The organism is Sorangiineae bacterium MSr11367 (genome assembly GCA_037157805.1).
Taxonomy (GTDB): domain Bacteria; phylum Myxococcota_A; class Polyangia; order Polyangiales; family Polyangiaceae; genus Pendulispora; species Pendulispora rubella.
This window is the reverse complement of sequence record CP089983.1, coordinates 6,866,079-6,888,589: the sequence shown is the minus strand read 5'-3', so window position 1 is coordinate 6,888,589 and position 22,511 is coordinate 6,866,079. Positions and strand designations below refer to the sequence as shown.

General features: G+C 62.6%; 23 protein-coding genes. 6 read left to right on the top strand and 17 right to left on the bottom strand.

The window, feature by feature from the left end; all coding sequences use genetic code 11:
- Positions 1 to 7 precede the first annotated feature (7 nt).
- From LVJ94_26465 to LVJ94_26410, 12 genes are all read right to left on the bottom strand, one after another.
- Positions 8 to 739, bottom strand: a complete 732-nt coding sequence (locus tag LVJ94_26465; protein WXB00455.1) for an FAD-dependent oxidoreductase — start codon at positions 737 to 739, stop codon at positions 8 to 10.
- The gene (locus LVJ94_26460) at positions 723 to 1,991 is read right to left on the bottom strand and encodes an MFS transporter (protein ID WXB00454.1); all 1,269 of its coding nucleotides are present in this window, start codon (positions 1,989 to 1,991) and stop codon (positions 723 to 725) included. The genes LVJ94_26465 and LVJ94_26460 overlap by 17 nt, the downstream gene beginning before the upstream one ends.
- Positions 1,988 to 2,416, bottom strand: a complete 429-nt coding sequence (locus LVJ94_26455) for a hypothetical protein (GenBank protein WXB00453.1) — start codon at positions 2,414 to 2,416, stop codon at positions 1,988 to 1,990. The genes LVJ94_26460 and LVJ94_26455 overlap by 4 nt, the downstream gene beginning before the upstream one ends.
- Positions 2,417 to 2,432: 16 nt before the next feature.
- Complete coding sequence (locus LVJ94_26450; GenBank protein ID WXB00452.1) at positions 2,433 to 3,827, bottom strand: pyridoxal-dependent decarboxylase; 1,395 nt, start codon at positions 3,825 to 3,827, stop codon at positions 2,433 to 2,435.
- Positions 3,828 to 3,890: 63 nt separating this feature from the next.
- On the bottom strand, positions 3,891 to 4,814 hold the full coding sequence (locus LVJ94_26445) for an iron-containing redox enzyme family protein (protein WXB00451.1): 924 nt from the start codon (positions 4,812 to 4,814) through the stop codon (positions 3,891 to 3,893).
- A gap of 35 nt (positions 4,815 to 4,849) precedes the next feature.
- A complete protein-coding gene (locus tag LVJ94_26440) occupies positions 4,850 to 6,142 on the bottom strand; it encodes an ATP-grasp domain-containing protein (GenBank protein ID WXB00450.1) in 1,293 nt (430 codons plus the stop codon).
- 47 nt (positions 6,143 to 6,189) lie between these two features.
- Complete coding sequence (locus LVJ94_26435) at positions 6,190 to 7,518, bottom strand: hypothetical protein (protein ID WXB00449.1); 1,329 nt, start codon at positions 7,516 to 7,518, stop codon at positions 6,190 to 6,192.
- Between the two features lie 63 nt (positions 7,519 to 7,581).
- Positions 7,582 to 8,913, bottom strand: coding sequence for an ATP-grasp domain-containing protein (locus LVJ94_26430; GenBank protein WXB00448.1), 1,332 nt, complete (start codon positions 8,911 to 8,913; stop codon positions 7,582 to 7,584).
- A gap of 16 nt (positions 8,914 to 8,929) precedes the next feature.
- Positions 8,930 to 9,682 (bottom strand): hypothetical protein, encoded by a 753-nt coding sequence (locus LVJ94_26425; protein ID WXB00447.1) that lies wholly within the window; start codon positions 9,680 to 9,682, stop codon positions 8,930 to 8,932.
- A gap of 96 nt (positions 9,683 to 9,778) precedes the next feature.
- Positions 9,779 to 10,150 carry a 2Fe-2S iron-sulfur cluster-binding protein gene (locus LVJ94_26420; protein WXB00446.1) on the bottom strand — a complete coding sequence of 124 codons (372 nt, stop codon included), beginning with the start codon at positions 10,148 to 10,150 and terminating at the stop codon, positions 9,779 to 9,781.
- A 303-nt stretch (positions 10,151 to 10,453) separates the two neighbouring features.
- Positions 10,454 to 11,026 carry a hypothetical protein gene (locus tag LVJ94_26415; GenBank protein WXB00445.1) on the bottom strand — a complete coding sequence of 191 codons (573 nt, stop codon included), beginning with the start codon at positions 11,024 to 11,026 and terminating at the stop codon, positions 10,454 to 10,456.
- 253 nt (positions 11,027 to 11,279) lie between these two features.
- Positions 11,280 to 11,915: a TetR/AcrR family transcriptional regulator gene (locus LVJ94_26410; GenBank protein WXB00444.1), complete on the bottom strand. Its 636-nt coding sequence runs from the start codon at positions 11,913 to 11,915 to the stop codon at positions 11,280 to 11,282.
- Positions 11,916 to 12,073: 158 nt separating this feature from the next.
- Between LVJ94_26410 and LVJ94_26405 the strand changes: the two genes are divergently transcribed.
- A complete protein-coding gene (locus LVJ94_26405; GenBank protein WXB00443.1) occupies positions 12,074 to 12,775 on the top strand; it encodes an SDR family NAD(P)-dependent oxidoreductase in 702 nt (233 codons plus the stop codon).
- Here the strand turns inward: LVJ94_26405 and LVJ94_26400 are convergent.
- Positions 12,738 to 13,475, bottom strand: a complete 738-nt coding sequence (locus LVJ94_26400; protein WXB00442.1) for an alpha/beta hydrolase — start codon at positions 13,473 to 13,475, stop codon at positions 12,738 to 12,740. The genes LVJ94_26405 and LVJ94_26400 overlap by 38 nt on opposite strands.
- A gap of 155 nt (positions 13,476 to 13,630) precedes the next feature.
- Between LVJ94_26400 and LVJ94_26395 the strand changes: the two genes are divergently transcribed.
- Positions 13,631 to 14,098, top strand: a complete 468-nt coding sequence (locus LVJ94_26395) for a DUF3237 domain-containing protein (GenBank protein WXB00441.1) — start codon at positions 13,631 to 13,633, stop codon at positions 14,096 to 14,098.
- Here LVJ94_26395 and LVJ94_26390 read toward each other — a convergent pair.
- Complete coding sequence (locus LVJ94_26390; protein ID WXB00440.1) at positions 14,026 to 15,765, bottom strand: family 43 glycosylhydrolase; 1,740 nt, start codon at positions 15,763 to 15,765, stop codon at positions 14,026 to 14,028. The genes LVJ94_26395 and LVJ94_26390 overlap by 73 nt on opposite strands.
- A gap of 59 nt (positions 15,766 to 15,824) precedes the next feature.
- On the opposite strand from LVJ94_26390, the gene LVJ94_26385 reads away from it, so the two are divergent.
- From LVJ94_26385 to LVJ94_26370, 4 genes are all read left to right on the top strand, one after another.
- The gene (locus tag LVJ94_26385) at positions 15,825 to 16,532 is read left to right on the top strand and encodes a DNA alkylation repair protein (protein ID WXB00439.1); all 708 of its coding nucleotides are present in this window, start codon (positions 15,825 to 15,827) and stop codon (positions 16,530 to 16,532) included.
- 637 nt (positions 16,533 to 17,169) lie between these two features.
- Positions 17,170 to 17,322, top strand: coding sequence for a hypothetical protein (locus LVJ94_26380; GenBank protein ID WXB00438.1), 153 nt, complete (start codon positions 17,170 to 17,172; stop codon positions 17,320 to 17,322).
- A 76-nt stretch (positions 17,323 to 17,398) separates the two neighbouring features.
- On the top strand, positions 17,399 to 17,989 hold the full coding sequence (locus LVJ94_26375) for a 2OG-Fe(II) oxygenase (protein ID WXB00437.1): 591 nt from the start codon (positions 17,399 to 17,401) through the stop codon (positions 17,987 to 17,989).
- A 3-nt stretch (positions 17,990 to 17,992) separates the two neighbouring features.
- A complete protein-coding gene (locus LVJ94_26370) occupies positions 17,993 to 18,628 on the top strand; it encodes a 2OG-Fe(II) oxygenase (protein WXB00436.1) in 636 nt (211 codons plus the stop codon).
- Between the two features lie 45 nt (positions 18,629 to 18,673).
- Here the strand turns inward: LVJ94_26370 and LVJ94_26365 are convergent, their stop codons facing one another.
- The 3 genes from LVJ94_26365 to LVJ94_26355 form a co-directional block, all read right to left on the bottom strand.
- The gene (locus tag LVJ94_26365; GenBank protein ID WXB00435.1) at positions 18,674 to 20,023 is read right to left on the bottom strand and encodes an amidase; all 1,350 of its coding nucleotides are present in this window, start codon (positions 20,021 to 20,023) and stop codon (positions 18,674 to 18,676) included.
- 230 nt (positions 20,024 to 20,253) lie between these two features.
- A complete protein-coding gene (locus tag LVJ94_26360) occupies positions 20,254 to 21,843 on the bottom strand; it encodes a hypothetical protein (GenBank protein WXB00434.1) in 1,590 nt (529 codons plus the stop codon).
- 46 nt (positions 21,844 to 21,889) lie between these two features.
- Positions 21,890 to 22,435: a MarR family transcriptional regulator gene (locus LVJ94_26355; protein WXB00433.1), complete on the bottom strand. Its 546-nt coding sequence runs from the start codon at positions 22,433 to 22,435 to the stop codon at positions 21,890 to 21,892.
- Between the last annotated feature and the right edge of the window lie 76 nt (positions 22,436 to 22,511).

Below are 22,511 nucleotides of genomic sequence, written 5' to 3'. Positions count from 1 at the left end.
GGCACCGTCAGTCGTATCGCTCGGAGTGCACGTGGCCCCGGGGAATGGCCATGTCGTTGCGAAGCAGATCGCGGACGGTGCTGACCATGCGCTTCAATCCGCAGATGTACGCGTGCGGAGTGCCGAGGCCTAGCGCCGTGAGATCGTTCCAGAGCGTGGGGACATGGGTTTGCACGTATCCGCGGGCCCCGCTCCAAGTGTCGTCGGCCCGCGAAAGCGTGGGGACGAAGCGGATGTTCGGGTGCTTCCGCGCCAGCTCCGCGAATTCGTCCCGGTAGCAGATATCGCCCTCGTGGCGGACCCCGAAGACGAGCCACATGGGCAACGTATGCCCCGTCTCGACGGCCGCCCGTATCATGCTGCGCAGAGGCGTGACGCCCGTGCCCGTGGCCACGAAGAGCGAGGGGCCCGTCTTGTCGAGGGGGCGCGAAAAGAATCCCTGCGGGCCGATGGCGGTCAAGGTCGCGCCGCGCGAGAGCTCGTGCAAATACGTCGACCCCGGCCCCCCGTCCACTTTGGTGACGGCGAGCTGAAACGACGGCGACGCCGAAGGATGCGAAGCAATGGAGTAGCTGCGTCGGATTTCGCCGTCTGGCCTCGGAAGAACCAAACTAAGCCACTGACCGGCATCGAACGCGAAGGCAGCGCCGTCCTCGCGCTCGAAGGTGAGCTCACGGACGGAGGGTGAGAGCTTTCGACTATCAATCAGGCGGACTTGGAAGTTAGGAGGAAGAGGCATGGGGTTCCTCGGACGCGCTGCCCCAAGAGCTGGGGGTATAGCGGCAGGTGATGGCCCAGAACAGCAGCGCCAAGGCATTGATGCCCGCGCCCAGTGCACACACGGCGGGCCAACCACCTCGCGCGTACGTCGCGGTGGCCACGATGGATCCGGTGGCACTGCCAATGGAATAGAAAATCATGTAGCCCGCGGTGAGCCGGCTGTGCGTATCGGGCGGTAGAACGCTGTAAATCATGCTTTGGCTGGCGACGTGCGTGGCTTGGATGCCCATGTCGAAGAACACCACACCCACGCCGAGCGCCCACAGGCTCCGCTGCATCAGGCCGATCGGCAGCCACGAGACCAACATGAGGGACAAACTGAGCGCCGTTACCCAGCGTTCGTAGCCGCGATCGGCCAGCGATCCGGCCTGGGATGCCGCGATCGCGCCGGCCGCGCCGGCAAGTCCGAACAAGCCAATCTCCGTGTGCGAAAGGGACAGGGGCGGGGCACTGAGGGGAAGAACCATGGGGGTCCACAGCACGGTGACCGATGCAAACGTGAGCATCGCCAGGATCGCCCGGATGCGCAGCACCGGCTCCTCCACGAACAGCCGGAACACGGACGCAATCAGCTTGGGATACGGCGTGGAGGCTCTCTCGAGGTCGCGCGCTGGCAATGCGCGGTAGAGCAACGTGGTAATCGCCACCGTCAAGGCGGCAGACAGGAAGTACACCGACCGCCATCCCGCGATGTCGGCGAGCACCCCGGCCACCGTGCGTGCCAAAAGAATGCCTGTCACGATGCCGCTGGTCACGATGCCGACGACATGGCCTCGTTGTGCCGGCCCCGCCAGCGTCGCCGCCAGTGCGACCAGAACCTGCGTGACCACGGCAAGGAAGCCGATGGCCGCCATGGCGGCCAGCAACGAGGCGCCGGTGGGCGCGACCCCCACCGCGACCAGCGCGATGGCGGAGAGGCTCGATTGAATCACGATCAGCCGCCGTCGATTCAGGAGATCGCCGAGCGGCACGAGCAGCAGCAGCCCCAGCCCGTAACCGATCTGCGTCGTGGTCACCACGATGCCGACGATGGCATGCTCGATGCCGAATTGAAGCGCGATGGCATCGAGCAACGGTTGGGCAAAGTAAACATTGGCCACGGCGAGGCCGCAGGCGACGGAAAAGAGCAAGGTCACGTACCGCGACAGCGGTTGGGCAGCGCGCGCTGTCGCGGTTTCGAGGGAAGATGAGTCGATATCGATGGATGTCATGGTGTGGAGCGCGGCGAGGCGAAATCGGACCGGGGCACGGCATCGCGCGGACGATGGGTGGCGACGACGAGTCCCGCGGTCATGAGGACGATGTTCTTGAAGACGAACTCCCCCTCGGTGGTGAGTAGAAACGGATTGCCGTCTCGAAAGGCGATTTCGGGCTGGGTCACGAAGACCAAGAAGGTTCCGCAGAGATGCGCAATCATGGTCACGACGACCCAGCGTACGTGGGGGCCATCGAGGATGAGGCCCGCGGCGAGCGCCATTTCGATCGCGCCCAAGGCGGGAACGAACCAGGTGGGATCCAAGAAGGGAACGGTGCGTGCCACCATGGCCGCGACAGGGGTTACGCCCATGACCTTCAGGGCGCCGAACCAAATGAAGACCGTGCCGAGCGAGAAACGTAGCATGCGCAGACTATTCATTGGACTACCCCCGTGATCAGCTCCCGAAATTCAGACTCGCTACGAGGGATTCGAACACCCGATCCACGTCGGCTTCCGTCGTGCGCCAATTGCAGAACGCCACGCGCAAGCCCCACGTGCCCTCGTGGACGGTGGTGGTGATGAAGACGTCGCCGCGGTCGCGGTTCGACTTCATGTAGGCGTTGATGCGCTCCTCCGTCGGATTGTCCGCCAACGTGAAGCAGACCACGTTGAGGCGCGTCGGTCCCAGCAGCTTCAGGCCGGGTTGTTCGGCAACCCGATGGCCGAGGCGTTGTGCCAATCGAATGTTGCGCTCGACGATTTCGGCGTGCCCCGCTCGCCCGTAGGCCGTCAGCGCAAACCACGTGGCAATGGCACGAAGCCGGCGGGAATTCTCGGGGGTTAGGTGCACGAAATCCGGATTGTCCGTCGGCACGCCGAGATAGGCCGAGCTGTTCTGGAAAATGCGCACTTGGAGATCGCGGCGGCGGGTGAACTGGACCGCCGCGTCGTAAGGGACGTTGAGCCACTTGTGCAAGTCGATGCAGATCGAATCTGCGGCATCGAGGCCTGCGGTCAAGCCGGCATGGGCGGGTGACAGCGCGGCGAATGCCCCGAATGCGGCATCGACATGCAACCAAAAGGGATAGCGCTCCCTCAGCGCGCCGATGGCCACGAGGTCGTCGAAGTCCACCGTGTTGACCGTTCCTGCGCTGGCCGTGACGATGGCCGGCTCCCCTCGCAGGTCGGCGAGCGCCGCCTCGAGGGCCGCGAGGTCGACGGCCTCGCGTCCGGGTTGCGTGGCCACCTTCTTCACGGCCTTGCGCCCGAGCCCCAGCACGCCCAGCGTCTTGTAAATGCTCGAGTGGGTCGTTCCGCCCAGCACCGTGACCGGTCCGAGTGCGGCGACGCCTTGCTCGGAGACGCGGACGTCCCTCCGCTCGCCGATCCATTCCCGGCCAATGGCCAGGCCGACCAAGTTCGACATGGTCGCGCCGCTGACGAGGACACCCTGCTGCGCCGAACTCAAGCCGAACAGCTGTCGCAAGTACCCCACCGTCTCCCGTTCGAGATCGGGGGCCGAGCTGTCGATTCCTGCGGTCGGATTCTGGTCATAGGCGCTGGTCAGCCAGTCGCCCGCCACCGAAGCCGGTGTTGCGCCGCCCGTGACGAAGCCAAGGTAACGGGGCCCCGCACTGCCGGAGAAGCCGGGGGCCCAACGGGTCGAAAAGGCTTCGAGCGCGCCCGCCAGACCGATTCCCTCCTCCGGCAGGGGCACGGATGTGACCGGTGGGGGCGCCAGGGCGGCGGGGCGCCGGTCCAGAGAGGATAGCCCTTCGAGGGCCAGGCGACGCGTACGTTCCAGGAGTGCATCGATATCGGCGAGGTCGGAGGCAAGCTTGGGATACATGGGTCCTCTCACGGGTGACTGGCAGGAGATCTTCGCATCGCGGCATCGCTCGATGGCGAGCGCCTACGCCGCGGCACCTTCGCGCAGCATGGTATCCATGACCGCTTGCGCGCCGGCGTAATAGTCCTTTTCGACTTCGTATCGAATCAAGCAGCCAATGCAAAGGTCGCGGATGATTTTCGGGTTCTTCCGCGCCAAGGGAAGCAGGACCCGCGCGACCAATTGCTTGCCATGATTCGCATCCACGGCGACGTGCAGATCGTGGTAATAAATATGCTCTTTGGGGACGTTGTGGCGCTTCATGCCTTTGAGCATCTTGGTGAAGCGATACGGAACCGTTTGCTCGAGCAACGTCAGCACGCCCAGCAGACGCCCCACGTGGTGGCGGCGCGCCGAGTACATCAGCAAAAGGTTGCCATTTTTGACCGCGGCGGGCGGCATGTGCGCCGCAACGTCCAGGCCATTGAGCTGCTCGTAGAACCACGGGGCCGAGCGCATGAAGATGCGCGTGTGCATCTCTTCGAGTTCGCCCAACCCCATTTCGTCCCAATAGTTCTCGGCCAGCGCAAGCTTCATGTCGCCGCTCATGCCGAGCTGGGAAAGCGCGATGATGTCGTCGAAACGGCCATCCACGTGCGCCTCCAGGGCGACGAAGAACGCCAATTGAGATATCGAAGCGCGATCAGCCAGAAATTCGAAGAAAGGCGCCACCTCTTTGCGATGCTTTTGACGTAGCGCGATGTACCACTGATCGAACCCATCGGCGTCGGTAGGGAGGCCCGTCAGGTCGATCCTCGATTCCTCGTAGGCATTCCATTCGGCTTCCAGGCCAATGATGCGGAGTTGCTCGTCCGGCAAGGGGACGGTATCGAATTCTTCCGGCGGGGCGAGCGATCTCAAATAGAAGGAGTTCAACTCCATTTGCCCTGCGATGGTGTTGCAGCGTAGCATGTCGGTCGCATTCTTCGTGGTCGAACGTGTGCTCATGGTAGTTGTCTCGGATAAGGTTGATGGCTTGTCGTTCATGAGCTTCCAAGTGGCATCTCGGAAACACTCGAGTCGCTGCCGCCGCGCCCGATGTGCGGGCTCGCCGTGCGCATTCGGAGGGACTGGAACAGGCGAACGATCCAGCGGCGGGTTTCCGCCGGGCTGCTCGTTGCAACCATCCCGGCGAGCGGAGCTTCGTGCGCGGAGTACGTGACGTCTTTGGGAAGGGCTTTCCCGAGAGGAAGCTCGTTCCAGGTGACCACGGAACTGCTTCGGCGCAACGCATCGGCGCCGTCGAACCCATTGAACAGGTGTCCGCTCAATTGATGCCCAGGGAAGGCGAACCATCCGTACCACTGACGGTCCTTGGGCGGGGGAGGGAGCGTGCCCTCCACGGTATCCTGGAGCAAAATCCTCAACTCTTGCGAAGGCAGGTGGATCCCCGTTGCCAGCTCGAACGTGGGGACGACATCGGCGCCGCCGACGCGGTTGCCGACTTCGAGGAATACCCGCTCGCCTTGGTGGACGATGGCTTCCAGGTGGAAGCTGCCGTTGTGAATATCGACGGCGTCCAGCGCGCGTCCGACCCAGTCTCGCATATCCTCGGACAGCTCGATTTGGTAAGAGCCAATCGGAAGACCGCGTGCGTATTCCAGGCACGTGCCGATGTATTCACTGGCGGACAAGGTGAGAACCTTTCCTTGCTCCACCAGACCATCGAAATGCAGAATGGGGCCGTCGAGGAACTCTTCGACCTCGAACAGGGATGGGTCTGCGCTATCCTGGTCCAGCTTGCTGACACCGGAGCGCTTTTCGACCCACGCAGCATGGATCTTCGACGGATCGTCGAACACCACGACGTCGACGCTCGACGCGCCGCTATGCGGCTTCAGCACGGTGGGCCCGGACCATGGTGCCTTGCCCTCCCGGCGAATCAGCTCGGGCAACGGCAAAAAGCGTGGCACGCGCAGGCCTGCGCGCGCGACCGCGCCCTTCATGAGCACCTTGTCGCGGGCCAGCAGGACCTGACCCACGGGGGCGCCGTCGACCCCGAGCCAGTCGCGCAAGTGTGCAGCGTCGAGCAATTCGTACTCCGACATCGAAATGACCCGGTCGAAATCCTGCGGGTATTCGGTCAGCCAGGCGCGCGCCTCCTCCAATGCGGAGTTTTTTCCCGGTCGCTCGACGGCCGTGCAGCGCAGATCGGCGGGAAGGCTGGCGAGAATTTCTCGCTTACCGAAGTACGTGACATTGTGCAACGTGTGGTCGATACCGCGGTGGTACTCGATTCGAGGATACGGCACGCGATGGAGAATGAGGATGTTCATGGGGCCACTCGACTTTGGGTTCGGGACGTGGATGAAGGGGCCCGCACTCACATCGACGCTGCTTGCTCGACGCGTGCGTAGCTATTGTCCAGTGCGACCAGCCACTTCTCCCGCAAGGTTGCCACCACGTCGCGGATGTCGGCGCGCGTCGTATTCAGGACGATGCATGCCTGTGCGACGAAATCGGCATTGTCTCGCGGGATACCGTGAAATTGTCGCCGTTTCTGCGACAGCCAGGCGAACTCTTTGATGCTCAAATCGTCTCGCTTCAGTCCGAGATGATCGGCGGTGGCCGCCACGGCGTCTTCGAAGGGCGTTGCTTCCGGGGCCAGGTCATCGGGCGAAAATACGCGGTCACTTGGAACGCCCAGCATCACGGTGGCCGCCGAGCAGAGGGGCTCGGGCAGGGCAAGCGGCGGCGGTGCGCCGAAGGCCGAGTCGATCCACCGTTGATAGAAATCGATGCCATAGACCCAGCGCGCCAGCGACCAGATTTTCATGCCTCCCGGTCGCCGATTCGGTTCGACGACCGCGGAGCGTTTTCCGTCGTCGCTCAACTTGATCTCGTTGTGGAAGGGGCCATCACATTGGCCGACGAGCCAGTTGACTTGCTTGCCCGCGCGCTGGAGCGTGGCACGCTCCGTCTCGTCGAGTCGCGCGGGGAGGACCTGCGCCACCTCGACGGGGTAGCGCCCCGTCGCGCTGATCTTCTCGGTGATGAAGAACGATTGGCCGAGCCCGTCGAAAGAGAATTCCCGCTGATACGGGATGATCTCCTCGCAGATGACGCCGTTGGCGAGATACTGCGAGACTTCGGCAAACGCGGCCCGTCGGTCACCTCCCGCGCGGACCAGTACCACGCCGCGGTTGTTTCCTTCTTTCGTCGGCTTGATGACGAATCCGCTGGGGTGCTTCGCCGCGAAGGCGTGCAAGTCCTCCATGGAGGAGACCTTGGTGAAATCGGGAACCAGCATGCGCTGGGCTTCGAGAAGCGCGCGGTAACGCGCTTCACTGAGTCGATATTGATACTTGCAGAATGCGCCGTGTGCCAACTCGGACGAGTCGACGTGCAATCCGAGTCGCTCGAGCAGCGCCGCGCCGCTCTGCACGGCATTGTCCGAAAAAACGATCCCCGCCTTGAAGTCGCCCCGACGCGCGCCTAGAAGTTTCTCTCCGGCTTCTGCGAAATCGCTGCGCAAAGGGTCGAGATCGATCACCTCGTCGCAGATTTGCGCGTCGAGCACGGTCGGATTCGCGCGAATCAGCGCCGTTCCCGCACCATGGCGTTCACGTGCGTACTTGCGCATGTGAATGACGTCATCGATGCGCGTCAGGTTGTAATCGACGATGAGCAGCAACCCTGAAGTTGACGACATAACGAGTCCTCCAGCTCAAAATAAGTCCGAGTTCGCCGCAATCAATGGATTGTCGGCGTACACTCATACATCGTAATGAATTTCGATGGCTTCTTCAGACGTGCGCAACAAGTGCGGAAGTTGCTGCGCGCGCTCTTCGAGCGGGAGCTTCCAGAGAAGCTGTCCGAGAAATACTTCGCGTGACGTGGAGTCGATCGTATCGCCGGCTTTGAGCAGAATGTGTGAGACGACGGGGGTCGTCGGCTGCTCGCGAAGAGCGATCTCCTTGATGGTGCCCTGCTTGGCGAAGTAGACACGGAAGAACGTGGCATTCGATACGGGCGACGCACCGTCGGTGGTGAACGAAATGGCCTTCAGTCGTGTTCGGAAATCGTTCCGCGCCGACTCGTCGTCGCCCGTGTGGGAAAGAAGCGTGTCGAGCCATAGGTCGAGCATGCCGTACGTGCCGGTCATCGCCTTCACGCTATGCGAGATCAGGCTTCCACCGACACGAGGGTTCACCTCGATCAGATCCCAGCGCGACTCGTGATAGCGAGCTTCGACGTGGAAGCATCCCCACCGTGCGTCGAGATGCAACAACACGTCCCGGACCCAGCGAATGCCGTCGGCGCATTCGCGTTCGCTCAAGGTGAATGGAGGACTGGTGCAGCAGTTTTCCAGCACGGTTCCACCGACCTCCGTGAGCTCGCACTTTTCGTGGATCGCGACGATCTGTGCGTCTCCGTCGACGGCGATGACCTCGAAGCTGAATTCGCGTCCCGGCAGATAGTCTTCCGCAAGGAACGACAGCCCCTCGCCGAAGGCCGATGCGTAGACCGTGTCGAGCTCGGCGTGCTTCGCGATCTGCTCGAGCTCCGACCATTGCGTCTGCGGTCGCAGGGAAAACGCCCCATAGGAGGCGATGCCGCTCACGGGTTTGATGAAGTAACGGCGCTCACTCTGCTTGAGGGTCTCCAGGGATTCCCGGGTGAGCGCCGTTGCTCGTATGGACGTCAAGCTCGCGTCGGCGAGACGATTGCGCAGTGCGAGCTTGTTGCGCAGTGCATGAATCAGCGACTCGTCCAGGTCGGGGACACCGAGGTGCGAGTTGGCGAGCGCCATCAGGTGGCGATAGCCTTCCCAGACCGTGATGCAGCAGAGAACGCGTTCGCCACCCTGCTGCAGGCTGGCCATGCATGATTCGAGATCTTCGCGAGTCAGCACGTGCGATTCGGTCGAGTGAAGGACGTCCACCTTCTCGCGAAGATCCTGCAACCTTTTCGGTTGATGCTCCGGAACGGGCAATGACGACAGCAGGAAGACTTTGAGTTGACGTACGCGAAGGGCCTCGATGAGATCCTCGACGAAGGAAAACCCGACGTGACTGAGTACTAAAACTCCACCTTCGACGTTCATTGCCATTTCCTCGACCTTAGGCTGCTTTCTTTTCGGAGTTCGCGAGCGTTGCCTCGTAGAGCTCCTTGAAATACATCGCGAGGATCGTCTGGTGCTCCTGCAGGTACTTCTTGGTCGCCTGGACGTCTTGGTCGTCGCGGATCAGGAAGCGAAGGGCAGCCCAGACCTCGCCGGGGTGGTCGTCGTTGATGTCGGTATGGGAGTGGTTGATCTGCCCGGCGATGTTCTTCTCGCCAACCGACTCTTTCAGCGCCGTGAGCTTTCGTGGCTCGAGTTTGACGTTGACGTACTCGACCAAATACGAATAGGCAACGACCCCGAGCGGGCCCTCGTGGTCGAGGAGATACGAGAAGAAACCGGTGAGCAGCTTGGTCGAGAGGTAAGGCTCGGTTGCCAGGAACTGTTCACGCGATACGCCGGCCTGTTGCAGGTCGGTGATGAACAATTCGTCGTGCAGCATCTCCTCGCGCTCGTAGTTCGCCCAGATCTGCGCGGCTTCGGGGCTGCGCTTCGCGATCTCGCCGAGCGCCTTCGACTCGGACACGCGCAGGAGGCGAATGCGCCACGCGGTCTCGACGAGGTGGCGCTTGTAGTACTCGGAATTGACGTTCTTGCCCTCGAGATGTGCGGCGGCGGGAACGCTCTGGTACCACTCGTCGATCTGGCGATCGATCTGTTGGTCCACCTCGGCGCGCAGCTTCAGCGAGGCCGCTGCGTTCAGAAACGGCGTGCGATTTCCGAAGCCAGCGTTGGTTACACGATTGTTCATGGATACACTCCGTGAGTTCAATGTCTTGAATGAGAATGAACGGTCATACTGTTCGGTGCACTGCTCCGGCCGACGTGAGCGCGTTGTGCGTCGCGCTCAATCGACGCGGACGGTCGCTGGACCAAGTAGACGGCATTGACATGCCAAGCGGTGTTTGCCATCTGCGCGACCCAAATCTTGTAAAAAATCGAGCTCCTCGTCCCCCGCGTCTCCCAATACTTCGAGGCCTTCCAGTACTTCGACGATGCAAGCACCACAGGCCCCCGAGCGGCAGCCGAAAGGAATGAGTCGCTCCGGCGACTCGTATTCGATATCCGTCAACGGTGAACCGGACGGCAGTAGAATGTCCACGTTCTGCGGCAGCAACGTCAATTTGTGCAGGACCATCGATTTATGGGTTCTTGCGGTCGTTTTGCGAAAATCGCCACTGTCGCGGCGTTCGAATGGATGAACGCCCCGCTGCGCCACGTCGTTTTGGCGCTTATTCGAATTACGGCCGCCATGAATGCATGAGAACGACCCTGCTCGTTCGCTTTCGAGAAAGCGTCGGCGGTTCCCCGATCGGGCTAAGTTCTATTCAGTGGCCGTGTTACGCACTTCGGGAGTCCGAAAGTGCCAATGTCTTCTGCGTGACCGTGCCGTGTCGAGGGCTTCTGGAAATCAGTGGTCCAAGATGACCAGGGCACGATTGCAGTTTCCTCGTGCGATGAACGGAAACATTAATGTCGACGGGGGCTCTGTCAATGAGCGGAAGTGCGGAGATAAGTTAATTTAGAGACTGTCTGTAGACGCCTTGCTCTTTCGGGATCGGCGCGTGTCTCGAATGAGCGCGGCAAGGCTGCGTACGGAGAGTCCTTCGTTGACCGCGCGCTGCACGAGGTGCCATCGCGTGTGCCGGCTGGTAATCTCGGAAACCAATTCGAGATGGGACCAAGTAACGGGCAGCCCATTGGGCCGCCGCAGGCGTAACATGTCCTCGAGCTCGTCGCGTGTGAATATCGTGCAAACACGTGCACAGCGCCGGAGTGCAGTCGAGTGCACATCCATGGCGTTCGACAGACGATCGAGTGGAGTCACGCCCTTTGCAGATCTTCTATCGTAACGCGCGTTGGCCACGAGCTGCCCCAACTCGTAGCGCACGCGAATGTTGTCGATGGCGACCTTCGCGAACCGGTCGACGAGGTGCGCCGCCATCTCCTCGAGAGGGACCGGCGCGTTATCCGATTGACGATGCCGCTCCTCTAGTATCGGCGCGACGGCCATACCGTCTTGGTGTGCGGCATCCTGTTGAATTTCGACCTTGTCGATGCGGGGTGTATCCGCAACTGTGGACAAGTTGTTCATTGTAACGCAAGCTCCCTCCGTAAGACGAGTCGCCCGCTCGAACTATGCGGCGACTCGAGTTTTTTGCGGGATTCGCACGAGCGAGCGTGGTTGCCCAACGGACCTTCGCAGTCGTGAGACCCACCTCGGCTTCAGGATGATGGATCTCATCGTCTAGAATGTCGAACAAAATCTGCTTGCGGATGCACGTTTTACGTGCGTGTCACCCGTTCTGTTGACAACTCCGCGTTGCCCGGAGGACGGACGAGGCCTTCTACTTCTTTTTCTTGGAGCTACCGGAGAGAGCTTTCAGCTCCACGCGAATCGTCTCGAGGATTTCGGACGAAAGCTTCTTATCGTTGACGGCGCGTGCCAGCGTTAGAGATCCGACGAGAGCACTCCAGATCATGATTGCGCCGGCCCGCTTGCTCGCGGCGTCTCCCGCCGAGAGCATCGCGGAGACAGATTGAATATTTCGCTTCACTTGACGGGTAAAGACGGACTTGGCTCGCGCACCACTACGGGCCACGTCCCCGGCAAGCGTCGCTACCCCGCATCCGCGTGAAGGCGTGTCTCGATGGGACTCGGCGAGGTACGCGTCGATCAGGGTGGTGAGCGTCAGGTTGTCCCCGGACAATTCCTCGAGACCACCCCGCGTCTCCCCGTCCGCCAGTGCGTAGGCGATGGTTTCGACCACGAGATCTTCGCGTGACGGGAAGTGACGATAGAAACCGCCGTGGGTCAACCCGGCTTCCTTCATCAAGTCGGCCACACTAAGGCCTTCGAGTCCCATCTCCCGAAAACGGGCCGCGGCGATCCGAATGATACGATTGTGGTTTTCCGTCTTTTCGGCTTGCGAGTGACCCATCTGGATGTCGATCATCATACTGACTGGATCCGGGCTTGTCACGTCCCGAGGGGGCAAGCCGCGGTTGTTTGCTGGGCGTGCGGATGACCTGGCGTGAGGATTTCGATCGACATCCAGGAAGATGATGAGTACAATCCTCAACGATCGGTAAAATTCACGTCGAGAAAGAGGCGCCTGGGCACCTCCAGAGGAGCAACGACATGGGCGGCAAAGTCGCACTGGTGACCGGGGTGGGGCCCGGAACGGGCGCATCCATCGTGCGGAGATTGGCGAAAGGGGGCTACGAGGTCGCGATGCTATCGCGCACGGAAGAGCGCCTCCTGCAGCTCGAGAAAGAGATTCCGGGCACCCATGCCTTCGTGACGGACGTTACGGACGAGGCACAGCTCGACGCGACGCTCGGGCGAATCCGGGGCAGGTGGGGACACCCGTACCTGGTGGTGCATAACGCCGTCAGCTTCGTCTTCGGGACGTTCATGGAGATCGACCCCGCCGCGGTGAATCGGAACTTCCAGACGAACGTCATGGCACTACTTCATTTGGCGCGTCGAACCGCGCCGGCGATGGTCGAGGCCGGGGGTGGCTCCATCGTCGTGACGGGCAATACTTCATCGCTGCGCGGAAAAAGTACCTATGCCGGTTTCGCACCGACGAAAGCGGCGCAGCGAATCCTGGCCGAGTCGATCGCGCGCGATCTCTGGCCCAAAGGCGTGCACGTCGCGCACGTCGTGATCGACGCGGTGATCGACCTCGAATGGACACGGAAACTCCATCCAACCGCGCCCGACGACTTTTTCATTCAGCCGGACGACATTGCCGAGGAAGTTTGGCACGTCGCGCACCAACCCCGCGGCTCGTGGTCCTTCAACGTCGAGATCCGGCCAGCGGGCGAGCATTGGTGACGGGTCCACCACCGTTGAGAACCGTCACGGCCAACTTGGCAATCAGGTCCGACAGCTCACGCGGCCGCGACAGAAAGGGTGAGTGCCCAGTGTCGAGGTGTTCGACGTGCGATGCCTGGGTGGCCATGGCCTTCTGAATTTCAGGCGGAATGGCCTCGTCTCGATCGCATACGACGTACGCGCTGGGAATGTCATGCCAGGATGCGCTGCGCAACGGCTGCGCAAACGTCGGCAACGATTGTGGCCGCACTTGTTGCATCGCGGCCATGGTTTGCTCCGGGGTACAGTCGTTGTAGAGAGCGCACTCCGGCTCATGGAGCCGTATGACATTTTGTTCGGCGTGGATGCTCCACCACGGCGGCGGCGTGCCGACGGCGGATAGCAGAGATTGCCCGACATCGAGCATGAATGCGCACAAATAGATGAGACCGACAACGTTGGGCGCGCCCGCGGTGGCCTCGGTCATCACGATCCCGCCATAGGAGTGCGCGCATACGACCACCGGTCCCTCGACCGCATCGAGCACCAACCGCACGGCGCGTGCATCCGACTCGAGATCCCCGGGTGGGGCGGCGCCCACGCCCGGCAATTGCACCGCGATGACGGAAAATCCACGTTCTTCGAGGGCGGGCTGGACGCTGGACCAACACCAGGTGCCGTGCCATGCACCATGGACCAGGACGATGCTCGGTGTGCTCATTGGGGCGGGCTCTCCGTTTGCGGCATTCGCCAATCAGGATCGAGTGCGCGATGCATCGAGGATAGGCCCATCGTCATCGAGGTCAACGCGGGGGCCGCGCACGAATGGACCACGGGTCTTGACCCTCCCCCTGGGGAAGACTCCACACCTTGCCCATGCACCTCGACGAACTTCGATCTCGCCCCCTCTTCGATCTCGTGATGACCCTCGATCCGCCGCAGCAAATCGGCGCGACGCCCCTTGGCAAGCGGCGAATCTTCACGGTGACGAGCGGCACGTTTCAGGGGGACCGATTGCGCGGTGTGGTCCTACCCCAAGGCGGCAGTGACTGGCTTCTCGAGCGCGCAGATGGCTCGGCTCGTCAGGATGTGCGCCTCGTCCTTGAGACCGATGACGGCGCGGCCGTCTTGATGACCTACAACGGCGTGCGTCACGCCTCACCCGAGGTCGCTGAGCGGCTGGCGCGCGGCGAGCCGGTGGACGCGAGCGAGTACTACCTCAGGACCGCGCCATTCTTCGAGACCGCCTCGGAGAAGTACGCGTGGCTCAATCATCTCGTTTCGATCGCCGTGGGCGAGCGCACGCCAAGCGGTGTCGCGTACCGGGTGTTCGAGATTCTCTGATCGGCTCCGTTCAAAGCCGCCGCCACGCGCTCGGCAAAGAGGCGGTCGCCGCCCCGAGGGCTCGCCGCCATGCGAAAGGTGCCGCCTTCGTACATGCCGCTCGTCCAGGTTGCGCCGCCGTTTCTCCAGAGTGGTTGCCATGACACGGCGCCGCGCGACGAGGCGAACCATCGATTGTCCTCGCGCCATGCCGAGCCGGCGCGGTACGCGAATACCAGGCTGCCATGGTCGTCTCCGGAGAGCGACCACCGGGCGAAGCCGGCGGCATCGCCTTCGCGTTGCAGGTTCGCATCATCGCCGACCCAGGGAAAGACCGTGTCGAGGCCGAACGCCGTTTCCCAAACGGGCGCGGTCGGCTCGGCCGCGACGTGCCACGTGAGCGCATGATCGATGTAGTCCTCGCCGAAGACGAAATTCCAATCGACGGTGACCGGCTCATTGCCCAGGGGGATGCTCTTCAGCGAGAGGCGTGTGCCATCCGGGCTTCGTTCCACCTGTGCCGGCGCCCCCATCGCATCGGTCACGTCGAAGGCCCCCACCGCGAGATAGGGCCCGGTCGCTCGAAAGCGCGACGTGAGAAGCTCGCGCGGCGCCTCCCCGGGAAACGTGGTGAGAAACGATCGCAGGGTGGCCCGCGGAGCGATCTGCACGGTGGCTCGGTACGTGGGCCGGGTCACGTTCACGTACGCCGTCGGCTCCCATCGCAAGGGCGCGAGCGACACTCCGCCCTGTCCCCATCCCGCCGCGCTCACGTACCACGATCCATTGTCGTCGATGACTTCCGCAGCGTGCGCAGGAATCGACCCCACCTGGTTCGACGGTTCGAAGTGAAGAGGATTTTTGCTGTAAAATACACCCGTCGACGAATACGAACTACGAGGCCCGATGAATAAGTAGTAATCCTCGCCCATGGCGACCACGAAGGGCGATTCCGTGGGCCCTCCGTACGTGCCGCTTGCCGGCTCCTCGTACGCGATGTGCCTCTCGCCGAAGTGGCGGAGATCCGTACTCGTTCGATAGGCAACGACGTGCGCACCCCCCGCCGCCTCGCTCGTGGCCGTGTAATAGAGCACCCACTGATTGCCGACGCGGAGCACCATCGGGTCGCGCGCGTCGAAGCCGTCGGTGAACAGCGGCGCAGGCTCGCGCGCCCACGTCCAGAGATCCGTCGAGGTGGCGAGACGAATCTGATACTGCGCATGATCGTCGCCGCCCGCACAATAGAACATATAATATTTGCCATCGTGAAATATGACGTACGGCGCCCAAAGCAAGGTCTCGCCGTAGGCGGGATCGGCCACGAGTGCGGGGGCCTGTTTCTGCCACGGCCCACCCGCGAGTGACGGGGACGTCGCATGCGCAAACGTCTTTTCGTCGAGAGGATTGGCCGGCTCGGCATGCGTAATGCCGAAGAGGTGCCAGGTTCCATCCTGGCCGCGCACGAAGGTGTGGTCATTGATGTACCACGGCGAAGTTTCCCCGACGCTCGGGTCGTAGATTCGGAGAAACGGACCGGATGTCACCTCGTACGCGTTGACGCCGCCGTCCCCATCGGGGGTTGCAGGCGGTGGAGGTGGCGTGTCGCCGTCGCTATCGGAACAGGCACACGCGAAACATGCAAGGAGCGCAAGGACACAAGCCGTTTCGGAGCCGTGGATCATCGTCATGGATAGCCTTTGGACTTTCACGACATCGTAGACCTTCGCGGGAAGGTAGGATCCCGTTCATGAACAAAAAGCTCAAAGAGGTCATGCGCGAGCTTGCCACACTCGAGGATCCGAGGATGCGCGAGGCCAACGAAAGCCGTGGTGACGATCACGGGGTGAACCTCACGCACCTTCGTGCGCTCGCGAAGCGGCTCAAGGCACAGCATGAGCTCGCGCTCGAGCTCTGGGCAACGGGCAACACGGCCGCGCGCCTCCTGGCGACCTTGTTGTGCAAGCCGAAGTCGCTCTCTGAGGCGGAGCTCGACGCGATGGTGCACGATATCCGTTCGCCGAAGCTCCTCGACTGGTTCATCGTGAACGTGGTGAAGCCCGGCCACCACGCCGAGGCGCTCCGTCTTCGCTGGAAGGACGGGGACGATCTCGTAGGTCGCGCAGGCTGGAGCCTGACCACGGAGAGGGTGGTCAAGCGCGCGGAGGGGCTCGACCTCGAAGCACTCCTCGACCAGATCGAGAAGGAGATGAAGCCCGCGCCCGCGCAAAAGCAGTGGGCCATGAACCACTGCCTCGCCGAGATTGGCATTCATCATCGAGAACATCGCGCGCGGGCGATCGGGATTGGCGAGCGGCTCGCGGTCCTCATCGACTACCCTGCATCACCCGGCTGCACGCCACCGTACGCGCCTCTCTGGATTGCCGAGATGGTTCGCCGACAGGGCGAGGTGCACGGTCAGAGACCACGCTCGAAGACGGCCAAGTCCGAATCCTGAGAGGCTATCCCTGTCCCGACGCGATCGATGCCCCAAGCCCGGCAGGATCATCGGATCCTGCCGGGCTCGCGGCTTTGATGCGCTCAATCAGAACATGGATAGGAATTGGCGGAGAAGTTCGATGAGATGCGTTTGCATGGTCAGCTCCTCTCTGTTGCCCGTGGGCGATGTCGGACAATCGGCAAGGGGTGTGCCGGCGCGGCTGCGACATGGCTCGAGAGGACGATGGCGATAAGAGCATGGATGGCCGCGGCCGTGGCTGCGTAGCCGAGCCGTCGTGAGGTGTACCAATTCGGTAGTAGGTACGATACGCGATACAGTCGATGGTACAGATGACCTACGAGCGTGCGGGCTGCACGGGCCACCCACCGTAATCGGAGTTAATCGGACATTGAGAGCGAAAGTTGTGACGCTTAGAAAGAAAACTCGCTTCAAATGTATTGATTTTAAAAGCCTTCTTTCCTTGACCGACCCCAAAAGTGGACACACGGTAGCCGCTGTGCGCGTATCTCGCGCCGAAGTTCCGCACCGAGGAGAACGTGCAGCACGTCGCCGTGCTCGCATCGTGCCTTCGCTCAGGTGGTATTCGCTAGTTAGCACTAGTTGATGATGATGAGCGCCCGCCATGGAGGTCACGATGTCGAACGAATTGAATGTCGCCGCGATCAACCCTTCGTCCGAGGATTTGCAGAATACGAGCCACGACGACAACGTCGAAGGAGGCTTCGACCCGGACAATCTCATGCTCGACTTTTTTGGTGTCCCCGAGACCGAATCATCGAGCGACTGACATGAAGTCGGACGTGACAGAGACCGACGCCGTTCGCGGCCGAGGTCTCTTCACCCTTGCGGGAGCAAGGGCATCGATGGATCCCTTCAGGCACCTCACCGTGGAGGAGGCCCTTCGGCCCGAGGCGGCGAATGCCATTCTGGAGTGGCTCGAATCGACGGATCAATTCGAGACGCGCCACGACAGCGCGAATAGACCATATTATCAATTTAATATCACGAGAGGCAAGGCGGCCGCAGCACCGCCCATAGCACGCGAAGTCTTCGATCTCGCCTACATCGACGAGCTGCGACGCCCACTGGAAGAGCTTTTCCAAACCCGCCTCCGAGCGCGGTGCTCCTTCATTGCCACGAGATACCTTCCAGGTTGTCTCGCCGTTGCCCATCGCGATTACCTTCCACGCTCCCCCGAACGCGACGGTCCCACGCACTTTTTCATCATCTACATCAACGCCGGCTGGTGCCCCAAATACGGTGGGGAGCTCACCCTTCAAAGGTCGAGCAAACCGGAGGACGTGGTGAAGAAAATCGCGCCGCTGCACAATGCGGGCCTTGGTATGGCGCTCGGACGAAGATCCTATCACGCGGTCAACAAGGTCGAGGATGGCACCCGCTACGGCATCCAATTCGGATTCGTCGCGGAATCAGGTTGGTATCAGGACGGCTAACCGATGGCACGCGAACCGTTCTTTGCCATGGCCGGGGCAACGACCTCCATGGAGCCGTTTCGGCATGTGGTCGTTCCAGAGGTGCTGCGCCCGGGTGCGGCGCGCGAAACCCTCGCGTGGTTGGAATCCACGAATCTTTTCGCGCGACGCGAGGACCCACGCAGGCGATACGCGCAATTCCAAATCGAGGCCGTTGAATTGCCGGCCGAAATGCCGCGCATTCGCGATGTCTTAGGCCCCGAGAGCCTCGATGACCTGCGCGGGGCGCTGGAAGTGCTCTTCGGCGTACGCTTCCAGCGCCGGTGCGCGTGCCTGGTGATGCGATGTCTCGCCGGGGACAGCATGACCATTCATCGCGATTACCATCGGCGCGCGGGCGCGGACCGCTACATTCCGACGCACTCCTTTCTTCTCTACCTCAATGCAGCCTGGCGGCCCGACGACGGTGGTGAACTCGGGCTATTCCGATCGGAAGACCCCGCGGATATCGCGGTGACGGTCGCGCCGATTCACAATTCGGGAATCGGCATCGCGATTGGACCAAAGTCGTTTCACGCGGTTAGCCCCATCAAGCAGGGCTCACGGTATTGCATCAACTTTGGGTTCATCACGGAATCGGATCGCTACCAAGACGCGTGATGAGCGCGCGGATCTCGGTGGCGACCGTCGCTCCAAGGACGAGAATCATGAAGGCTCCGATGCCGCCAGGGCGATGGCAAGCAGCCGCTCGTCCTCACCGCTGGGAACCGAAAGGAGAAGACTCGTGGGCATTCCCGTGGGATCGACGCCCGTCGGAAGCGCAACACCCGGCATGTCGAGAAAGCTACCGACCATCGTAAGCCGCAAGGTTGCGAGGTTCGTCTTGAAAAATAGGTCCATGTCTCTTTCCAACGGGGCAAGCTCGGGTGCAACGTGGCCCACCGTGGGAAGGACGAGCACTGCGCCGTTCAGCTCCTGGCGGATGCGCGGGATCAGGTTTTCGCGCGCCCATAGAAGATTCACGTAGTCGCTTGCACGAAAATTACGTGCACCTTCCAGCCTTTTTCGAACCCGTGGATCCATGCGCTCGGCATCCTTCGAAGCGAGCAAGGTTTCATGGATGGCCACGGCCTCGGGCGCCGCCAGCCAACCGAAACGCTCGATGAGCATGAATACCTCGTGAAGCGCGTTCACGCGGCGATTTTCGACGCGCGCTCCGCGGCGACGAAGCCCATCGACGGCGCGTTCGAGGTTGGCTCGCACGCCGGCTTCGATGCGCGCATCTCGAAGAATGACGTCGTCCACGACGAAGCGCTGCTGGGCGAGATCCGCCGGCAAAAGCCTCGACGGTCCATTTTTGCCGCCAAATAGAGCGTCGAGAAGAATGCAGTCTTCGACACTATGGGTCAAAGGGCCGATGGAATCGAGCGTGCGCGAAAGCGGGAAGACGCCATCTCGCGAATAGTGATGGCTCGACGATTTGAATCCAACGAGGCCATTGAACGCCGCCGGAACACGAACGGAGCCGGCCGTATCGGTTCCCATGGCGAAGGGAACGAGCCCGGCTGCCACGGCCACCGCCGATCCCGACGAGGATCCACCGGGCACACGGGCCACGTGTTTGTCATACGGATTGCGCGGCGTACCGAAATGGGGATTGATTCCGATTCCCGAATACGCAAATTCGACCGTATTGGTTTTGCCGATGCAGACCAATCCCGCCTTGGCGGCTATTTCGACGAGCTTCGCGTCGGCGGTTGCCGGCGGATGGTTCGCAAACACCGCGGCGCCGGCCGTGGTGATGGTCCCTTTTACATCATACAAATCTTTCCACGCAATGGGCACTCCGTCCAAGGGCCCCAATGGCTGCCCGCGACGCCATCGTTCGGCGGCAGCCTTGGCCTCGGAGCGAGCGCGTTCGGGCGTGAGCGTGATGAACACGCTCTCCGAGCTGGCGGCCCGCGCAAGGTAGAACTCGAGCGCCGCAACGGGATCGGTCTTGCCCGCCTTGAATGCGCGCCCGAGCTCCGCGCCGCTCACCAATGGGTTTTCCATCGGTGCAACGGAATGGGGGGCCCTCGACGTTGCGCCCGCGGCGCACGAGAGCGACGACGCGCCGGAAGCCAAACCGACGCCCGAGAGGGCCAGGCCCTGGATGAATCGCCGACGCGTGCAGACACCTGGGGCCATGCCGTCATTGGGGCAATGACGGCCAAAAAGTTCAAGTCAAATCACGAAGTCGAAAGCGCCGCGCCCGCGGATGGAGCGAGCGCGGCAGGTTCTCCTTATGGGGAAGCCGGCTCGTGCCCCGCGCCGGTCCGCACGTCGAGACGCAATCCACCGAACGTGCGATTCGCAAAGTTTCGCCCGTCGCCCGAGTGGGTCATCGGTGCGTCGGCGGGGCCCACCACCACGATGCCCGTGGTGTCCATGTCGACGCCGAGTCCGTGGAAATGGCGTTCATCGTTGGCGAACGGAATGCGTCGCGCGGTCACGGTATGTCGTTCGGGATCGAGCAGCGCGATGAGCGGATCGGCGCCGCGAATGATGCTCATTCCGCCGTTCCATCGGTCCCAATCCGAAGCACCGGCGGCCACGATGTCCTCGTTCGTCCAACGGACCGTCGCGAAGTGGTCGGCTCGCCCCTGGTCGACGCTCGTTTCGAATCGAACCGCCCCGGTGTCGCGATCGAGCACACCGATGTAGCCGTCATAGGGGACCAGGTTGTTCGGGGCGCCTTCGCCTGCCGAGTAATAGCGACGACGCCCCTCGGCATCGGTGCGGACGAGGGTTCCAGCGAGCGCCAACTGCCCGGCGTGTGCGGCCATGTCGAAGACCACGAATTCACTCAGCCCGTCGGGCGCGAGCACATTCGTGCGCCCGCGCACCCCGGAGCTGGAGAACGATGTGGTCGCGAAGGGCTGATACTCGACGTCTTCGGGGGGCGAGGCCTTTTTCGTGGTGCAGATCGACTCCTCGACCTCGTGGGTGGTGCGCGCGAGCGAAAGGCAGCGGTGCTGGCTGAACGTCCTTCCGACGATGGCTGTGCCGTCGTCGTCCAGGGCGAGCACGGGCCTCAATGCGGCGTTCATCCAGTCGAACTCGTCGTACACCCAGCCGACCGGGTCGACGTAATGACGCCCATCCACGACGCGCGACCATGCCTCGTCGTAGCCGGCTCCGGCCCATCGCATGGCTTCGACGATGGTCACGTAGTGGAACAGGGGATCGAGCGTCCCGTCGGAGCGCCCCGCCCTGGAGAGATACGCCAAGGTCACGTCCTCGCCCCGCGGCTGGACGCGAAGCCATCCCTTGGCGAGGGCGCCGAAGTCGAGCGATTGCATGCGCACGACCGTGGCGGCGGGCCCGTCGAGGCTCCCATCGGGGAGCGTGGTCGGTGCGGGCAGGGGGGCGCGCATACGGAGTGCGCCATGCGCGTCGAGGCGCACTAGCCGATATTGGCTGGCGGCGCCCGCGCGATTCTCGGTCGCGACGGTGATCTCCCCTGATGGATGCACCGCAAAATCGGAGAGAAACTCGTTGGGCTCACCCGCCCACGTCCACAGCGGGGCCGCCCCGTCCGCGCCATGGCGCGCGTAGACGGCGAGCCGGCGCGACGACGTTTCCGCGGCGTCGCGCACGACCTCGAGGACGAAGATGCGGTCTCCCACCAGCCGGACCTCGAGCCCCGCAAAGTCCGGTCGAGGCGTTTCCGTCGTGCGGATCGTGGCGCTCTCGAGCCCAGAACCCGCGTCGGGCTGCCCGGAATCGGGCGGCGTAGGCGCGGAGCCCGATGCCTTGTCGGACGAGCATGCGAAGAACACCAAGGGCAGCAGCGCAGTAAGAATGGGAAGAGGCCGGGGAAGGTCGGTCATGCGGACTTCTTCGGCCGGCAGAACGCTCGGGTTGTGCAGATCTTCGCTAGCCGCGACGCACGCGGCGAACCGGCGCTGCAACGGACGGGCTGGCATCGCCCAAGGCCACGAGCACCTCACGCAGCAGGTCGGCGACGTCGCGCGCCGTGCGCTCGGGGACGGGGCGAAAAAATTCGGCCTGCGCCGCCGCATAGACCCGCACGGCCTGGTCCGTGATGCGAACGCCTTCGCGTGTGAGACGCACCCACGAGCTGCGTTGGTCGTTGGGATCGTCCCCGCGCTCGACGAGGCCGGCCTTCTCGAGCCGGCGGAGTACGTTGCTGGTCCCGCCCGACGAGATGAGAAGAGCGCGCGTGAGTTCGTTGGGTTTGAGCCGCCCCGTGCGCCGGAGGGTCGACAATACGCCGAACTCGGCCTTTTGGAGGCCAAACGGCGCGAGCGCGCGATCCGTCGCGGTCTCGATGCGCGAGATCAGGCGCGCAATCCGCTTGGAGATCTCGGCCGGGACGTGGGCAACCGCGGGATCCTGCGCGCGCCAGCCGTCCATGATGTCGTCGACCACATCGGGCACGGGCGCCCGTTTCTCTTTCATGCGCGCGAAGCATAGCAGGGCCGCAGTTGACGCGGGAGCGGGCCGTATTGTGTATGTATAAAGCTTTTTGGAAAGG

What these genes read in the sequence shown, in the direction of transcription:
- LVJ94_26440 (WXB00450.1), bottom strand. Translation starts at nt 6,142, where the DNA reads ATGAACATCCTCATTCTCCATCGCGTGCCGTATCCTCGAATCGAGTAC.
- LVJ94_26460 (WXB00454.1), bottom strand. Translation starts at nt 1,991, where the DNA reads ATGACATCCATCGATATCGACTCATCTTCCCTCGAAACCGCGACAGCG.
- LVJ94_26390 (WXB00440.1), bottom strand. Translation starts at nt 15,765, where the DNA reads ATGACGATGATCCACGGCTCCGAAACGGCTTGTGTCCTTGCGCTCCTT.
- LVJ94_26430 (WXB00448.1), bottom strand. Translation starts at nt 8,913, where the DNA reads ATGAACGTCGAAGGTGGAGTTTTAGTACTCAGTCACGTCGGGTTTTCC.
- LVJ94_26450 (WXB00452.1), bottom strand. Translation starts at nt 3,827, where the DNA reads ATGTATCCCAAGCTTGCCTCCGACCTCGCCGATATCGATGCACTCCTG.
- LVJ94_26365 (WXB00435.1), bottom strand. Translation starts at nt 20,023, where the DNA reads ATGGAAAACCCATTGGTGAGCGGCGCGGAGCTCGGGCGCGCATTCAAG.
- LVJ94_26435 (WXB00449.1), bottom strand. Translation starts at nt 7,518, where the DNA reads ATGTCGTCAACTTCAGGGTTGCTGCTCATCGTCGATTACAACCTGACG.
- LVJ94_26380 (WXB00438.1), top strand. Translation starts at nt 17,170, where the DNA reads ATGTCGAACGAATTGAATGTCGCCGCGATCAACCCTTCGTCCGAGGAT.
- LVJ94_26415 (WXB00445.1), bottom strand. Translation starts at nt 11,026, where the DNA reads ATGAACAACTTGTCCACAGTTGCGGATACACCCCGCATCGACAAGGTC.
- LVJ94_26395 (WXB00441.1), top strand. Translation starts at nt 13,631, where the DNA reads ATGCACCTCGACGAACTTCGATCTCGCCCCCTCTTCGATCTCGTGATG.
- LVJ94_26445 (WXB00451.1), bottom strand. Translation starts at nt 4,814, where the DNA reads ATGAGCACACGTTCGACCACGAAGAATGCGACCGACATGCTACGCTGC.
- LVJ94_26465 (WXB00455.1), bottom strand. Translation starts at nt 739, where the DNA reads ATGCCTCTTCCTCCTAACTTCCAAGTCCGCCTGATTGATAGTCGAAAG.
- LVJ94_26425 (WXB00447.1), bottom strand. Translation starts at nt 9,682, where the DNA reads ATGAACAATCGTGTAACCAACGCTGGCTTCGGAAATCGCACGCCGTTT.
- LVJ94_26400 (WXB00442.1), bottom strand. Translation starts at nt 13,475, where the DNA reads ATGAGCACACCGAGCATCGTCCTGGTCCATGGTGCATGGCACGGCACC.
- LVJ94_26405 (WXB00443.1), top strand. Translation starts at nt 12,074, where the DNA reads ATGGGCGGCAAAGTCGCACTGGTGACCGGGGTGGGGCCCGGAACGGGC.
- LVJ94_26360 (WXB00434.1), bottom strand. Translation starts at nt 21,843, where the DNA reads ATGACCGACCTTCCCCGGCCTCTTCCCATTCTTACTGCGCTGCTGCCC.
- LVJ94_26455 (WXB00453.1), bottom strand. Translation starts at nt 2,416, where the DNA reads ATGAATAGTCTGCGCATGCTACGTTTCTCGCTCGGCACGGTCTTCATT.
- LVJ94_26375 (WXB00437.1), top strand. Translation starts at nt 17,399, where the DNA reads ATGGATCCCTTCAGGCACCTCACCGTGGAGGAGGCCCTTCGGCCCGAG.
- LVJ94_26385 (WXB00439.1), top strand. Translation starts at nt 15,825, where the DNA reads ATGAACAAAAAGCTCAAAGAGGTCATGCGCGAGCTTGCCACACTCGAG.
- LVJ94_26355 (WXB00433.1), bottom strand. Translation starts at nt 22,435, where the DNA reads ATGAAAGAGAAACGGGCGCCCGTGCCCGATGTGGTCGACGACATCATG.
- LVJ94_26370 (WXB00436.1), top strand. Translation starts at nt 17,993, where the DNA reads ATGGCACGCGAACCGTTCTTTGCCATGGCCGGGGCAACGACCTCCATG.